General features: G+C 34.3%; 17 protein-coding genes. 4 read left to right on the top strand and 13 right to left on the bottom strand.

Features of this window, described 5'->3' with window-relative positions:
* Positions 1 to 145: 145 nt before the first annotated feature.
* Entirely contained in the window at positions 146 to 772 is a 627-nt protein-coding gene (locus ACLQ7H_RS14075) for a hypothetical protein (protein WP_411753208.1), read from the top strand.
* Between the two features lie 669 nt (positions 773 to 1,441).
* Positions 1,442 to 1,894 carry a hypothetical protein gene (locus ACLQ7H_RS14070; RefSeq protein ID WP_411753207.1) on the top strand — a complete coding sequence of 151 codons (453 nt, stop codon included), beginning with the start codon at positions 1,442 to 1,444 and terminating at the stop codon, positions 1,892 to 1,894.
* A gap of 339 nt (positions 1,895 to 2,233) precedes the next feature.
* Here ACLQ7H_RS14070 and ACLQ7H_RS14065 read toward each other — a convergent pair whose 3' ends face one another.
* The 7 genes from ACLQ7H_RS14065 to ACLQ7H_RS14035 all read right to left on the bottom strand — a co-directional run bounded on the left by ACLQ7H_RS14065 (position 2,234) and on the right by ACLQ7H_RS14035 (position 6,495).
* On the bottom strand, positions 2,234 to 3,061 hold the full coding sequence (locus ACLQ7H_RS14065) for a chaperonin (protein ID WP_411753206.1): 828 nt from the start codon (positions 3,059 to 3,061) through the stop codon (positions 2,234 to 2,236).
* 4 nt (positions 3,062 to 3,065) lie between these two features.
* Complete coding sequence (locus tag ACLQ7H_RS14060; protein WP_411753205.1) at positions 3,066 to 3,269, bottom strand: HHA domain-containing protein; 204 nt, start codon at positions 3,267 to 3,269, stop codon at positions 3,066 to 3,068.
* A gap of 191 nt (positions 3,270 to 3,460) precedes the next feature.
* Complete coding sequence (locus ACLQ7H_RS14055) at positions 3,461 to 3,880, bottom strand: hypothetical protein (protein WP_411753204.1); 420 nt, start codon at positions 3,878 to 3,880, stop codon at positions 3,461 to 3,463.
* 360 nt (positions 3,881 to 4,240) lie between these two features.
* Positions 4,241 to 5,029 (bottom strand): SMODS domain-containing nucleotidyltransferase, encoded by a 789-nt coding sequence (locus tag ACLQ7H_RS14050; RefSeq protein ID WP_411753203.1) that lies wholly within the window; start codon positions 5,027 to 5,029, stop codon positions 4,241 to 4,243.
* The gene (locus ACLQ7H_RS14045) at positions 5,026 to 5,535 is read right to left on the bottom strand and encodes an SLATT domain-containing protein (protein WP_411753202.1); all 510 of its coding nucleotides are present in this window, start codon (positions 5,533 to 5,535) and stop codon (positions 5,026 to 5,028) included. The genes ACLQ7H_RS14050 and ACLQ7H_RS14045 overlap by 4 nt, the downstream gene beginning before the upstream one ends.
* A gap of 30 nt (positions 5,536 to 5,565) precedes the next feature.
* On the bottom strand, positions 5,566 to 6,132 hold the full coding sequence (locus ACLQ7H_RS14040; RefSeq protein ID WP_411753201.1) for a hypothetical protein: 567 nt from the start codon (positions 6,130 to 6,132) through the stop codon (positions 5,566 to 5,568).
* A gap of 9 nt (positions 6,133 to 6,141) precedes the next feature.
* On the bottom strand, positions 6,142 to 6,495 hold the full coding sequence (locus ACLQ7H_RS14035) for a mCpol domain-containing protein (RefSeq protein ID WP_411753200.1): 354 nt from the start codon (positions 6,493 to 6,495) through the stop codon (positions 6,142 to 6,144).
* Positions 6,496 to 6,682: 187 nt separating this feature from the next.
* Between ACLQ7H_RS14035 and ACLQ7H_RS14030 the strand changes: the two genes are divergently transcribed.
* Both ACLQ7H_RS14030 and ACLQ7H_RS14025 read left to right on the top strand, forming a co-directional pair.
* Entirely contained in the window at positions 6,683 to 7,246 is a 564-nt protein-coding gene (locus ACLQ7H_RS14030; RefSeq protein WP_411753199.1) for a recombinase family protein, read from the top strand.
* Positions 7,247 to 7,347: 101 nt separating this feature from the next.
* The gene (locus ACLQ7H_RS14025; protein ID WP_411753198.1) at positions 7,348 to 8,112 is read left to right on the top strand and encodes a hypothetical protein; all 765 of its coding nucleotides are present in this window, start codon (positions 7,348 to 7,350) and stop codon (positions 8,110 to 8,112) included.
* Between the two features lie 149 nt (positions 8,113 to 8,261).
* Here the strand turns inward: ACLQ7H_RS14025 and ACLQ7H_RS14020 are convergent, their stop codons facing one another.
* The 6 genes from ACLQ7H_RS14020 to ACLQ7H_RS13995 form a co-directional block, all read right to left on the bottom strand.
* Positions 8,262 to 8,702: a lysozyme inhibitor LprI family protein gene (locus ACLQ7H_RS14020; RefSeq protein ID WP_411753197.1), complete on the bottom strand. Its 441-nt coding sequence runs from the start codon at positions 8,700 to 8,702 to the stop codon at positions 8,262 to 8,264.
* Positions 8,703 to 8,769: 67 nt separating this feature from the next.
* The gene (locus ACLQ7H_RS14015; RefSeq protein WP_411753196.1) at positions 8,770 to 9,183 is read right to left on the bottom strand and encodes a hypothetical protein; all 414 of its coding nucleotides are present in this window, start codon (positions 9,181 to 9,183) and stop codon (positions 8,770 to 8,772) included.
* A 32-nt stretch (positions 9,184 to 9,215) separates the two neighbouring features.
* Positions 9,216 to 9,791 (bottom strand): hypothetical protein, encoded by a 576-nt coding sequence (locus ACLQ7H_RS14010; RefSeq protein ID WP_411753195.1) that lies wholly within the window; start codon positions 9,789 to 9,791, stop codon positions 9,216 to 9,218.
* A gap of 589 nt (positions 9,792 to 10,380) precedes the next feature.
* Entirely contained in the window at positions 10,381 to 11,511 is a 1,131-nt protein-coding gene (locus tag ACLQ7H_RS14005; protein WP_411753194.1) for a beta family protein, read from the bottom strand.
* An 18-nt stretch (positions 11,512 to 11,529) separates the two neighbouring features.
* Positions 11,530 to 12,732 carry an ImmA/IrrE family metallo-endopeptidase gene (locus ACLQ7H_RS14000; RefSeq protein ID WP_411753193.1) on the bottom strand — a complete coding sequence of 401 codons (1,203 nt, stop codon included), beginning with the start codon at positions 12,730 to 12,732 and terminating at the stop codon, positions 11,530 to 11,532.
* A 2-nt stretch (positions 12,733 to 12,734) separates the two neighbouring features.
* Positions 12,735 to 12,995, bottom strand: a complete 261-nt coding sequence (locus tag ACLQ7H_RS13995) for a hypothetical protein (protein ID WP_411753192.1) — start codon at positions 12,993 to 12,995, stop codon at positions 12,735 to 12,737.
* Positions 12,996 to 13,458: the final 463 nt, after the last annotated feature.

The following is a 13,458-nucleotide window of genomic DNA, read 5'->3' as shown; positions in this document are numbered from 1 at the left end:
ATGCTGCTGCCGTTCACTACGAGAATACCGTATTGTCATATTTTACCTCAGCGTTGTCATATTGACCGAGGTTAGAATGTGATAACGGTGCATCGTTAACAATGTGAGTTCGCCGGACGCTTACGGTTTATCTAAAAAAATGCTTGTGGATGAATTGGATAGCAACGTTAAAGTTGTAATGGAATTTCTGGAAAACGAGTTAAAAGATATAGATTTCTTTTGGACTTCAAATGATCGCAGTTTATTCAAATTAAGTGGTACTAAGATCACCCCCAATCAACGCGGTATGAATAATTTAAAAGATAAGAAAGTATGTGTCTTTATAGCAGCAATGAATGCTCATCCTAATAGTGAAGCATATTTATCTGATTTATTTGACTTTACACTTGAGGATATGGTGCAAGAATATGAAACCGAAACACTATACCAATTTGTATATCGTTCTGTAGTTCGTGATTATAAAAGCAAGGAACGTGTTACAGTATATGTATATGATTCAGAGCAAGCATGTTCTATACCTTCAGGAACAGTGGTAAAGATTGAGCTAGGTTTAAAAAGTACTAAATCAATTGGCGGTCGACCTTCAAAAATAAACGCTCCAAAAGAACTTAAAAATAGATTTAGTAATTGGAAAGCCAAGAACAATAACAAAGCTGACAGTATGATAAAGTACCACAAATGGGAAGGGAACCAACGTAAAAACAAAGAGTACAAAGACGTAGACTTTAACCAATTTAAAAATAAAATTTCAATCGAACCAATTAGAAAATAATTAACTACGTACATGGTTGCATCTCTGCTTCTAATCGCACAGGTATTCATAAAAGCTAATATAACCTTCTATATAATAGAGGGTTTTCTTAGTTATTTTAAAATGAAAGTAATAAAACAAAGGAAAAAAGCGAGATTTAGTTCGCTTTAGCGAGCTAAATTTTGTGTTTTCCGTATGTTTTTTGCGAAATAACTTAATATGGCGGGTTGCGTTGGCAACTCGACATGATGAGTTGTTTTCAAAGCTTACATAATATTTTAAACGTCGATTTGCTGAGGCAAATCACCGGCAATTTTGTTTTAGTACATACTTGCCCTGCGGTCAGAGCATGTACTAAAACAAAGATCGCATTTCAAGTCATTTAAAATTATTTCAAGTATTGAATCTGCTGGGGAGTACTTGTTGAAAGTACTGGCTCAGTATTGACTGAATCCACTGGGGAGTACTTGTTGAAAGTACTGGCTCAGTATTGACTGAATCCACTGAGATAGTACTTGTTGAAAGTATTGACATAAAGGCTAACCAATAAAATGTAAAAGTGAAAGTTATCCAGAATTATATTAAATTTTTTTCGAAGATGATTGATAGATAAATAAAAATGTAAATTGAAGGGTAAATGTAAAAATCTTCAATTGTTAAAAATAAAGTTTATAAAATGAGGTGAAAAATATGAAGTATTATTTAGCTAACAAAATCGAATCGTCTTATTATACTGTTCTAATAGATACTGACTTACTGTATAACAGTTTGCAGAAAAGTGATGATGTTGATAGGTTGATATCTGAACTAAGTGATGAACCCAGGTCAGAGTGGATTGTTAAAGGTGAGGCTTTGAATATATTCTATATTCCACTAATTAAAATAAATGGAAATGAAGAAATAAAGGTTGTTGATGGTAGGCATAGAATATGTTGGATGAAATTAAAAGGAATGACTGAAATACCAATAGCTATATCAGAGGATAACATGAACTGCTTAATAGCTAAAGGAATTAATTATACAGCGATTATTAACTTTGAGATGCCATGTAATGTAATCCCAAAGCCACTACAGCAAGATATTCCGAATGGGTATGAGTTAGTAAAAAAACTCGTAAGCCGAGCAAAGGTAATAAAAAATTGAGTACCTACGCTTTTAAAATGTAGATTATTACTTCATGAATAAATTGCTTCTAAGGTAACTGGCCTTTAGGTTGCTAAAATTTAATAAACCAGTCCTGAAATATTTTAAATGAAAAGTTAAAGTGATTACCTATACATTTTAAAGTTGAAGTACTTAATATACAATGTGTAATTAAAACGTCATGATTAAAATTCGAGATTCCTTTTTCGCAAAGATACTTCAATGATCTTTGTAATTCATTGAGTTAATTTCTATTGAAAATGAATTAAGAAACCATGTGGATTTAATAAATTTTACGTGTCGTTAAGCCATGTGGTTTGTTCCTGACAAGCATTCCATTTAATCATTTTTTATTGGATAACTAATGCAGGTAAACTCATCGTTGAATGCAAGCATTTGATTTCCTTTTAATTCAACAAAAGGAAATGAACTGAAAGAAATATTATATACACTCATGTGAAAACGAATTTTCTCATCATTAAGTTTGAGTCTTTGTGCGTGGGCGGGAAATGTTCCTTGCCCCTTCAAGGTAATGAGGAATGCGATGGGGAAAAAATGAAGTAGTGAACACTCACATATATGGCCTTCATTAAAGAATGCTAAACCTTGAGCACTGATATGAGTAGTGTGAGGGTAGAACCAGTAGTATATATCATGAGTATCTTCGAATGTTGCAGTTTTCCCTGAAACATAGTCGCGTAATGGTGAAAAGAAAGGACTGTCTGGAATTGGGCTAAGGCATGCTTTTATTGAAGATGCTGATAATATGTGACCGGTCATACCTCTTGTAAACTTTTTTGAATCAAAAGGGACTTCAATATAAGGATATATTTTATTGGCTAAAGTGAAATAGTCTTTTACTTTTGATGTTATCGATTTTGTTACCGCACATATCTCTTTATCAAATTGACTGAGGAGCGTACTATTACAGTCACGGCATATGGTTTTAAAAGTACTGGCTCTAAATGTCGGTAACCCTTTGATATTATCAAAAATGTCAGGGTGTGATTCACTTATAGTCCGTTGCTCTCTTTTTGTTATTGTTACCGAACCTTTCGGTGGGACATGATCTTTAGTTAATTTTCCATATTGTTTGCAAATGAGGCAATAACCATTGATAATTCTATTATAATTAATCCTCTCAGTAATTTTTTTGTTCTTTTTCATTCGGCTATCTCACATACTGCCATACAGTTGCAGGGATCTTATCGTACAGTTTACCCATAGTCAGTTCTGCAAGTCTGTGATCAGCGGCTGCGTAAAAAGTTTCAAGCTGGTCATTACTTAACTCATATTTGTTCTTATCAATCACTTTTTCAAGCGTTTCAATACTCGTGCAGCGGCGTAGTTGCATAATCCAGTCTATCTTTGTCATTTCAGTACCAATTTAAAAGATGATGTACCTATGATATCGCAGATAGTGTAAGTAGGGTAGATCTACTCATTATGACGACAACAAATTCGTTTAACGTTTTCCTTTAGCCCCTTCACTAAGTCTACCTTGAGTGTAAAGTAGATAATGTAATGACTGAAATCTGCAGATAAATTATATGACTAGGTAATGTTTTATTTTCTAAGCATTTCTGCTATTAACTTACGCATTTCAAGAGAACATTGTTCTTGATACAAATCATCTTCAACTAAATCAATAGTATCAATACGTTTATTCAACTCATCGAGAAATTCATCAGACTGAACCAATTCAATTAGAGAAGTAGTAAATTTCTCTTTTTTTGCTTTGCTAAATGTAGTTGGTAACAAATCCGTAACAGCTCCAATAGTTGAATTCCACTGTACAGTAGTGATATTTTTGGAGTAAGTCTTTATATCCACATCATCTTTATTAATATCTTCTTTACTTCTCTTCTTTTTTAAAAATGTGGAATGAAATAAGTCAATAAATGTTTGAATGATTTGCTCTCGTTGTTTCTGAGGTATAGTTTTAAATACATCAAAAATTAATTTTATTATTGCGAAGAAATCCATGAAAGTGTCCTCCAGACACGAGTGATCCTAGGAATTATTCTATGTTAGCAAGCGAAATATTTCAATCTATTCATTGTTCAAATTATACATCTTCTCGCTCAGTCCCTCATATATTTCAATGGAGTACAACAGTATAGATTCATGACTCCTTTAGCATGTATAATATCTTATTAAAGTAGAAATAAACAGAGTGTTTTTTATATCAAAAACAATTAAGTCGTAATGGGTAAGATTCGAATTATTCCAATACCTTTGTGGCGAAGTCACTTGCTTAGTCACCCTTTAAGTACTACGATATGTGGTACATATAATGACTTCACGAGCCATTACTAAGATGTGTCAAAGCATTGATAAATGTTTTTAGCCCATGCGAGGTATTGCTTTGCATATTTCTATCTCCGCTGCCATTGGCATTCTATTACGTTCATAATATTGAGCTTGGTTTTTAATTCTTTTCAATTTATCTATTGCAGTTTTCTTCCACTGTGGCATAAGTGGAGGTATGTATAATTGGTCGACCGCAGAGTAAAAATAAGAACTTATGGAGTTGCATCCCCAGAAATTCATGTTCACTACAGTTTGCTCCAATTCAAAAGATGGGAATACATAACCATTTATTGCATTCCAATATTTAATTATTCTAATTAACGGCTTTATCAAAAAGTAATTATTTGTATTTTTATCCGTAAGTTTTTTATTAAATTCGTTTGGTGAAGTAGGTATCCATTTTTCTAACAAATTTGAAGGTGACGGGATTTGATATCCAGTGAAGATACTGTTTAGTGCAGGAACAAGCTCAAACCGAATATGATTTAAATTAAGCATTATTGTAGGGTAGGACTGTGTAATCTCAGAACGTTGATAATAGTATTCTACAAAATATTTAAGCCAGTTAAGATATGTTTGCGGGCTATATTTAGGATCTCTAAAAATAATCATATAGTCTATATCAGAACGTGCGTCATATTTTCTTGGAAGAATTGTACTCCTCGTATATGAACCAAAAATGAAATGTTTCTGCAAATATTTAGGGAAGTAATAACCAAGACGTGTTCTTAATGTATTGATGGACCTTAGGATAGATTGTTTTTCTATATCACGCAATACTGCCCCACAGGCTATAATATTAAGATGCGAATTTACACTCATTGGAATTCCCTATCAATTCTATATGAAGCATAGTTATTATTAATATCTTCTTGGGTCTTTTTATATGCCCAAGCAGGTATGTTTGGTGAGGAGGCGTTTAACTGGTTTCTTACGTCAGAGTAAACTTTTAGCTGCTCTGCCATTTCTTCAGTAGGAAAGTTTTCCTTTAATAAATCAATTTCTCTAAATAAACGAACGTTATTTTTCAATGCGTTATATGCAGACGCTGAAACTCTGTGTTGGTTGTTTTTTTCACTTGGATTTAGAAAGGTATTTAAAGCTGAAAGTACAGCCACTAATATACTAATCGCGACGGTAACCCAAACGTAATCTTGCAAGGCTGAAACTCCAGCTAACGCAGCTAAGATTGTCGTCGGTATACCGATATATAAATTTCTTCGTTCCCAGCAAGAAGATGCATTATAGTGAGACTTGGATGAGTATAGGGCATCCTCTTCAATTCTATAACATTCCTCTATTATTTTTTTTATTTTATCTGAAATCATAAAAATTACTCTCTTTACATGATTATTAAATCAATTTTTTTCTAAAATTAATGTTCCAGTAGTTCCTCTTTCCGTATAATAATTCCCTCTAAGCGTCAATTTATTATCTATATTAATAACATTGAGAATACTTGTGCCAATAAAACGAGTCCATGCCTTATTTGGAGGTTCTGATATATAGCTATAATACACTTTGTTCAATCCTAGGAATTTAACCAAACTCACATCTAGAGCTCCAGAGATCATGTTTTCACCATACATATCTATTTCTGTCTTTTTTAGTGACTGTCTTATTTTTGCGGTTATATCTATCTCGCCAATAGAACCGTCAGCTTTATTAAATAGAACCTTCCCACTCCAGCATCCATTTAAATCAGGGAATAGATCTTTATTGAAAATTTTTAGCACTCTCCATAATATACGAGCTACTGAATTGAATTCAATGCAAAATAAAAAAATTGTTGATATTAAATTAGCTGACGTGATAATTTTAAACAATGATACATTGTTAGAAAAAAAATAAATTAGCAATGCAGCACTTATTGATATAAGTAAGTGAAGTTTAAGCAATACCTGTAAATTTATAACCTTTAGCATATGCATCCCTTATGCAATCGTTAACCTGTTTTTTCCTGTACATTTAGACTTTAGTAAAGCTATATAAGCATCTTTCAAACTATTTCCTGCACCAGCTGAGTAAGTAATGTCTTTTGGTATCTCTTTGGAGATTTCAAAAAATAAATGGTGTAAATCAATAGTATCTTGAGATGTATAGCCAGCTACACCATCAGCAGCGGAAAAAATTATAACGATATTGTTAGCGACGAGTATCTCTGTGATTTTTTTTGTGGTTTTTTCAAGTAAGCCGCTTATGTTAGCTAACATATCCATGTCATTATTTAAATATGCATGAGTTATTTTTCTACCCACATCATCACCGTCAATGGTAAAAAAAATCATTCTAGCTCTCCAAGTACTGCACTTTGCAAGTAATATTATATTATTTGACAATAAAATACGATACCAAAAACGAACGTTTGTGACACCACAGATACAACTCTCTAAACATGGTATCAAAACATAGGGGTTTACAGTTTTGATACCAACGCTATAATGACCCTACCTTTTTGACACCTTAGGGCGTAACATGTGCCGGATATTTTCATATTGTCGTGTTTCTACTTCTGAACAATCTACCGATAACCAGATCTTGGCTATACAACAGAAAGGGATCGTTATCGAACCTCACCGTGTTGTTACTGAGACAATCAGCGGTGGAGTTCCTGCTATGGAGCGTCCTGAGTTTTCAAATCTGGTAAACAACAAGCTCGAGACTGGTGATCAATTGGTTGTGCTGAAGTTGGATCGTCTTGGTAGGGATATGATTGATATAGTGAGCACGATCAAGATGCTCCAAGACAAGAAGATTTCAGTACGTTCACTTGACCTGGATGGGGTTGATCTTACTTCTGCGGCTGGGGAGTTCCAGCTTAAGGTTTTAGCTGCGGTAGCGGATTTTGAAAAAAATCGCTTAATTGAAAGAACTCGAGAAGGTTTGGCAAAATCACGTTCGGAGGGCCGTGTAGGCGGTAGGCCAAAGGCGACCTCTCATGATGAAGTGCAACGGCTTAAAGCTGAAGGGATGTCACAATCAAACGTGGCAAAACAGCTTTCAGTATCAATTAGTACTGTAAAACGGTATTGGAATTAAAATACTCTATTGTAACTTGTTGATTTTTATAACATTTTACTATCATGATTCGAACAGATCACTTAACAATCGGTGATAGTGAAAATACGGAGTTTAACTATATGCAAACGTGCTATATGTGTGATCAATTGGCTACATCAAGTGAGCATGTTCCTCCTAAATGTTTATTCCCTGAAGCAAAAGACAGCAGTGGCATAGACTATAGAAGAGATCTAATCACTATACCTAGTTGCGACATTCATAATACTGCTAAAAGTAAAGACGATGAGTTTCTTATGATTAGCCTCGCTGGAATTTTCGGAAATAACTCGATTGGCTACTCTCACAAATTCACAAAAGTTAATCGTGCTATAAGGCGTTCAGCCAACCGTTTACTTGATGTAGCCTTTGTAAAACGGAAACATTATATTTTAGAGAATAACAATCAGTTTCTTGAAGTTATTTGGGGTACTCCAGATCATGACCGGTTGCGTAAATGCTTTACACACATTGCATATGGACTCCATTATTACCACTTTCAACAACGGTTTCAGGGGGAAGTTAAAATTCTATTAGGCTATTTGCATAGTAGTGACAAAAGTAATAATAATTTTGTTCAATTCATTAAAGCAATAGCAGCAAGAGATCTTAATGGTGTCAAAGAAATAGGACAAAATCCTGATGTGTTTTATTACCAATTTGTCGAGCCTGACGTTCACGGTATCTACATGATCCATATGCAGTTTTATGGCGGCATTGATGTTTATGCTTCATTCGTGCCAAGAGGCAACCCAGTGCCTTTTAACTTAGGTATTGAATTAATGAATTTAGGTTTGGAAACCATAATAAAGTTTGGTGATAAAGAGTATGAAATAAATAAGAAGTGACACTATAAAAAGTGTTAGCTATCAATATGGTAACACGCTGAATTTAATTATTTTTATCCGTTTGATATCTATGGAAAGTGCAGAGACTGAATTGATCTCTGCATTATTATTTTTATAACTACATTTCCCTGGTGCTGACGTACATATTATTAATCTTCTTCGCCGGACATATTTGTACTGTTTCTTAATCTGTACAAGTCAATAGCTTTGTCGCGAGTCACATTCATTTTAGATTCTGACATAACTATGCCCCAGATTGAGCCACGTTCTTGGCTATAAAAGTCTCTCATTGCACTAATATACGATTCTTTATATTTTATCCATGCTCGTTGTGTATTTCGTAAGTTGGTTTGAATTTCATTTGGCTGATCTTGAAGAAGTAATTTGTATTGCTTATTCAACTCCGCCTCCCAAGAATTAGTGGCCGTGACATAGCAATCAGTAGTTTCCATCGTTGAAACTACTGATGCTTTGCATTTAGCTAATTTATCATCAATATCTTTCCTTAAATCTTTTGAATAGGCAGTAGTACCTAATGATAGTAACAATGCAGTCATAATTATTTTTTTAGCTATCATCCGTTGTTTCATGGTTTGTCCTATATTATCAATTCCTATTTTGTCTATAATCGATATTTTTCTTTCATCTTCATGTTTGTCAAAGTTTTTTAATTAAAGTTCCATCTTTGCTCTCACAGGCGTACAAATTCAGGTCAAAGCGTTTTTTATTATTAACATAATTGAATAGCCTATAGGTACTATCATATTTAAAGTACTCAGTGATACTACTATCACTTTCAGTTTTTATATTCATATGGCCTTTCTGTCCTACTGGGCTAATCTTGCCACTATCAAAATTGTGCATATTGTAATGACCGTCAAAATGTACAGTAAAGCTGTTACCATAATCGGTAACTTTCATTATACCAAGCCATGCTCTATCTTTGGGTACTGATTTAATTGTTCTATCAGTTTTGATTGCAGTTCTACAATAATACTCATTACTTGCGTAGCTTGGCATTGTGATTGCAGCACCAAATATTAGAATAAAGACTTTCATTGTATTAGTCATTATTTGTATTTCCTTTTGTCTATCTACTGTTACTATTTTTTATGACACTCATTTACTGCATGTGTAATCATTATTGCATCTAAACTTGTTAATATATTCATTGCAGTAGGGCTATCGCTAATCTTTAAAATACTTCTTATTTTTGTTTTAGAGACTTTAGATTCTTGTGTATCTTTTGATTCGCCTTTTCGTGTGCAAATGCTTTCATTATCACAAATAGTTTCTCCTAAAGGTTGTGATCTTACTAAACCGTCTTCACCTTTTTCTGGATCGATAAAGGAAACACTGAAGCCATTGTTGGTAACAGTTAAAACTGCTGGTGTTTGCCAAGATTCTTTTGCTCCTGGTCTTACACCTAAGTATGTAAGCGTACAATCATACTTTGAAATTTTATCTTTGGTGTTTAAAGATTTATTACTTTTAGCTTCAGGGAAAAAGTTGCTTATCCCAATCATCATAGAAACTATAAAGACTAAACTACTTGATGATAAAGCAATTATCACAGTGCTTAATTTCCCCCGTCCTTTTACACGGGATCTATTTGCCATTTTTTTATAGCAAAGAATAGATAAGGTTGTGCATACAATAATTACTATTAATCCAACCATTGGCTACTTCTCCTTTTCAATTAACTCTGATTATGCTGTTGTTACAGCGTTGAACTACATCTATCGCGTTCTTAGATACCTTATCTCTAATGGTGCTGACGATGATGCAATGAGGACAGTCTATAGTGAATTTTTCGGACATGATTTTTTCTATCTACCTGATCTGTATGTATAACTTACTGCAATCATCATAACAACTTCGATTCCATTGATCAATATTTTAGATCGATAGGATCGAATTTACTTGTTTTTGTGGTTGATTTGAATTTATCTCAACGAATTCAAGTAGTAAGAATTTTGTAATGATGATAGAGGAAAAAAACCTAGTACTAGGCATATGATTAATTTGGTAATGTATGGGTATACCCTTTCATTTCTCACCGTTACAATGAGATTTTAAACAGGGAATAATAATAGGATTAACTATCACTTAGTGATGTAACTTGTTGTTTAAATTCATGTAAAAACTATTTATATTTTCTAAACTAGAAATTTGAGTTTATAATGCTATTAGCATTAACTTTTTACTCAAATGATTTGAAATTGAACGCCCATCAATTTCTTGAGAGGCGTTTTTATGAGGTGGATGCTACAAAGTACGGAAGGTGGAGGAAACGATTTTTTTCTGATACTCAAGTATTTCATTTACAACAAGTGTTATATGATGATTTGTATCTATACCGATCCACTGAGTTGAGTTTCCTGAGAATTTATCTTGGCTGCAATCTTCGATTCTCTTGTCTCCCCAACTAAATTGGGCTTGGCAGTAATGGTTGGAGCCTACAATTACTCTCGCTAGAACATTCTGTTGTTTTCCCTTATTACCTTTCTGCTTCGAATGCCCCCTAGCTACAAAATACTTATCTTCTATTGTATAACGAATTTTCCCATTTGCATGAGTAGCGATTATATCACCAGCCGCATTCGGATTTCTAACTCCGTAGTCAGAAAAAATAATAGGTGTTTCCCGTTTTTGTAAACTAATACCTTTCCAGGAAAGAATTTCTCTTCGAGGTACAAAATCTGTTGTATCAACGTCCTTCACTGCATCATTAATAATCGCGGGAAAAGAACCCCCAGACATTATAATATAAGCAAAGTTATAATTATCTAGAATTCCTAGCATATGCTCCATATCAGTGTTTATAGATACCACGGATTTTTTGGTCACATCAGCGAAATCAATAAGAGCAACACACTGTTTAGGTGAGATTTTTAATGTATCAAATACATCATTTAATATGTCTGTAAAATACTCTATGTCATGAGCATCATCGATAGAACCAGAGTCTATCCTTATACAATAAAGACCGTCTTCTGGCATATCTATTGCTTTAACAGCATTTTGATAATCCTCACTATCCCAGCGGTCAAATCCGATAACAGGAATAATATTCATTCCACTCTTACATAGTATACGATATAGATAACTTAGTGCATGCTCCCCAGTTTCAACATAACTATCTGTTTTCCATTCAAAAATATCAAAAAACATATTATCTGATTTACATGAGCTGACTATTTTTTCTGTCGTATCATCCAGATAATCCTTCACAATTTGAGATGAGTTTTTAAATTTTACTAATTTCTTAGTAGCCTCTGTGATTTTCCCAATGTCAAAAAATGGGTAAATTCTTTGGGCATAGCTATCAGCGAGGTTCGCCAATGCTTCAAACTCGCCTTTTTTTGCTTTTAATATTGGTACATATGTAGGATACATGGCTCACCTCAAAATAAACTAATTGTCTTTGTTTAGTATCTTACTAACCTCACCTTGACCAATGAGGTCAGAAAAAATCCTATAGTTTCCTGATTCACGTCTTAAACGCCCTGCTATAATTGCCGGGTTAATTTTTAACTCTCGAGATAGCTTATCGATATTCTCTTTTGATGGAGATATAAACGCATCACTTCTCTTCCACAGCATTCTAGGAATGAATGCTTCTTTCGATAATCTATTTGCTTCCGACTCTCTTTTGTCTTCTGTTGTTGCATCAAGATCATCTAAAAAGGTTTCATCTTCGTTTACATGTTTCCAAATATGAGCTACTTCATGTATTAGTGTGAACCAAAAGTTATCGAGTCGATCATATCGTAAAGACAGAGCAATGATTGGCATTCCATCAACATCTTTTAGAGCTGCTCCATCAATAAGAGTTCCTTTAAGGCTAGGTTCTATGACGACAGCTATTCCATGTTTTTCCAAGAACTCAATTGCCAGAAGCGGCCCCTTTTCGAACCAGCTAAGTTGGGCTATATCCCGCAGAAAGCTTGCATTTAAAACAGAGTTATCGAAGCTACCAAGCCTAGGCTTTTTTTCTCTCGCTCGTTGTACAACTCTACTCAACCATGCATATAGTGCATATTTTGTTGTTGGAGAATAGGCTTCACCAGATAGCGTACGCTTGAACGCTGCTGTTCCAAATTGCCACCCTACTTGAGAAATGAAGTTCTTAATGATTTCTTCAGCTGACTGCTTTTCCTCAGAATTATCCTTTTTTATCCAACCGCGAGTAATCATTTCCTTAATTGGGAAACGAGACCAGTCGACTTCTGTTTTAGCTGTTCTTTCAGTTGGAGCAGAAACACCAATTAAGGTATCTGTAGATATTCCTAATCCAATTGAGAGTGCCTTGATCATAGGTACAGTTAATGGCCTTTTTCGAGCTAATATTTCCGAAACCCGACTCCTTGTTCCCAAATATGGAACTAAGTCAATCTGCTTTAACCCTTTCTCATGCATACGAAATGTTATTGCATCGATAGGATCTGGAGGTTCCACCGGAAATTTGCTATTCTCATAGGCTTCAACCAAGGTGATAAGTAGCTCTAATTCATCACTTTCGGCTGAACCCACTATTGGTATGGACAACATAAGGTTATGAATACGGTTTAAATATTCTTCATGTTGTTTTTCGGTACGTATAACTTTTATGTCCATCTTCAATTTTCTTTTACAGAGGTTATGATTACAGCTAACTGATTGAAACAGAATAGAGTTTCAATGGAAAAACTGCTGTTTTCAACCTTGAACAGAAAGACGTTGTCAGTCACTTCAACTGCCTTTGGAAAATGTTCATAGATGTCCTCTTTTGATCTCCAGTGAGCACGGATAAGTTCTGATACCCAAGCGTTAACCCAACATCTATAAGCGGGGTCAGCTAGCTTTACATCCTCTAGTTTGTCTCTTCCTACTAGATGCATAAACTTGTTCCTGATATGGGAACATCTTAGTGTTCTCTTTTGTTTAAGTCAATAAGTTCCACATTTGGGAACAACCTCTCTTCTAGGTTCCATCAAGATTGGTATAACATATCAATGACTTAAAATCATTTGTCTTTATAAGGCAATCAATCCGTATAAAGAAAGTAACTTTACAAATCAATGTGTTATTAATCGCATCCATTTTATATGCCCACATTTTTTTTGCCTAAAGTAAGAATATCTTACATATCTCTAATCATCACAGTATCCATGCTTACCACAGTAGTAACAGACTTGTTGCTGCCTACTTGTTTTGAGAATCATGGAAAACCCTGTAGCAATCGTGACTAACCAGCCTGCTTTACAAGATTGGCACGAACAAATCCCGCACTCTGTTGCCACTATTCAGTACTTTCGTAAGCTCTAACAAGCAGCCAAACCCACAGCAACATAGCCACTGACC

The organism is Serratia sp. (in: enterobacteria), from assembly GCF_046715635.1.
In the GTDB taxonomy this organism is placed as follows: domain Bacteria; phylum Pseudomonadota; class Gammaproteobacteria; order Enterobacterales; family Enterobacteriaceae; genus Chania.
Note: the sequence above shows the minus strand (reverse complement) of the source record. Positions and strands in the feature narration are given on the sequence as shown.

Excerpts from the sequence above, each read along its gene's own strand:
- ACLQ7H_RS14025 (WP_411753198.1), top strand. The coding sequence starts at position 7,348 with ATGCAAACGTGCTATATGTGTGATCAATTGGCTACATCAAGTGAGCAT.
- ACLQ7H_RS14050 (WP_411753203.1), bottom strand. The coding sequence starts at position 5,029 with ATGAGTGTAAATTCGCATCTTAATATTATAGCCTGTGGGGCAGTATTG.
- ACLQ7H_RS14055 (WP_411753204.1), bottom strand. The coding sequence starts at position 3,880 with ATGGATTTCTTCGCAATAATAAAATTAATTTTTGATGTATTTAAAACT.
- ACLQ7H_RS14045 (WP_411753202.1), bottom strand. The coding sequence starts at position 5,535 with ATGATTTCAGATAAAATAAAAAAAATAATAGAGGAATGTTATAGAATT.
- ACLQ7H_RS14070 (WP_411753207.1), top strand. The coding sequence starts at position 1,442 with ATGAAGTATTATTTAGCTAACAAAATCGAATCGTCTTATTATACTGTT.
- ACLQ7H_RS14030 (WP_411753199.1), top strand. The coding sequence starts at position 6,683 with ATGTGCCGGATATTTTCATATTGTCGTGTTTCTACTTCTGAACAATCT.
- ACLQ7H_RS14010 (WP_411753195.1), bottom strand. The coding sequence starts at position 9,791 with ATGGTTGGATTAATAGTAATTATTGTATGCACAACCTTATCTATTCTT.
- ACLQ7H_RS14020 (WP_411753197.1), bottom strand. The coding sequence starts at position 8,702 with ATGAAACAACGGATGATAGCTAAAAAAATAATTATGACTGCATTGTTA.
- ACLQ7H_RS14015 (WP_411753196.1), bottom strand. The coding sequence starts at position 9,183 with ATGACTAATACAATGAAAGTCTTTATTCTAATATTTGGTGCTGCAATC.
- ACLQ7H_RS14060 (WP_411753205.1), bottom strand. The coding sequence starts at position 3,269 with ATGACAAAGATAGACTGGATTATGCAACTACGCCGCTGCACGAGTATT.
- ACLQ7H_RS14000 (WP_411753193.1), bottom strand. The coding sequence starts at position 12,732 with ATGGACATAAAAGTTATACGTACCGAAAAACAACATGAAGAATATTTA.
- ACLQ7H_RS14065 (WP_411753206.1), bottom strand. The coding sequence starts at position 3,061 with ATGAAAAAGAACAAAAAAATTACTGAGAGGATTAATTATAATAGAATT.
- ACLQ7H_RS14035 (WP_411753200.1), bottom strand. The coding sequence starts at position 6,495 with ATGATTTTTTTTACCATTGACGGTGATGATGTGGGTAGAAAAATAACT.
- ACLQ7H_RS14005 (WP_411753194.1), bottom strand. The coding sequence starts at position 11,511 with ATGTATCCTACATATGTACCAATATTAAAAGCAAAAAAAGGCGAGTTT.
- ACLQ7H_RS13995 (WP_411753192.1), bottom strand. The coding sequence starts at position 12,995 with ATGCATCTAGTAGGAAGAGACAAACTAGAGGATGTAAAGCTAGCTGAC.
- ACLQ7H_RS14040 (WP_411753201.1), bottom strand. The coding sequence starts at position 6,132 with ATGCTAAAGGTTATAAATTTACAGGTATTGCTTAAACTTCACTTACTT.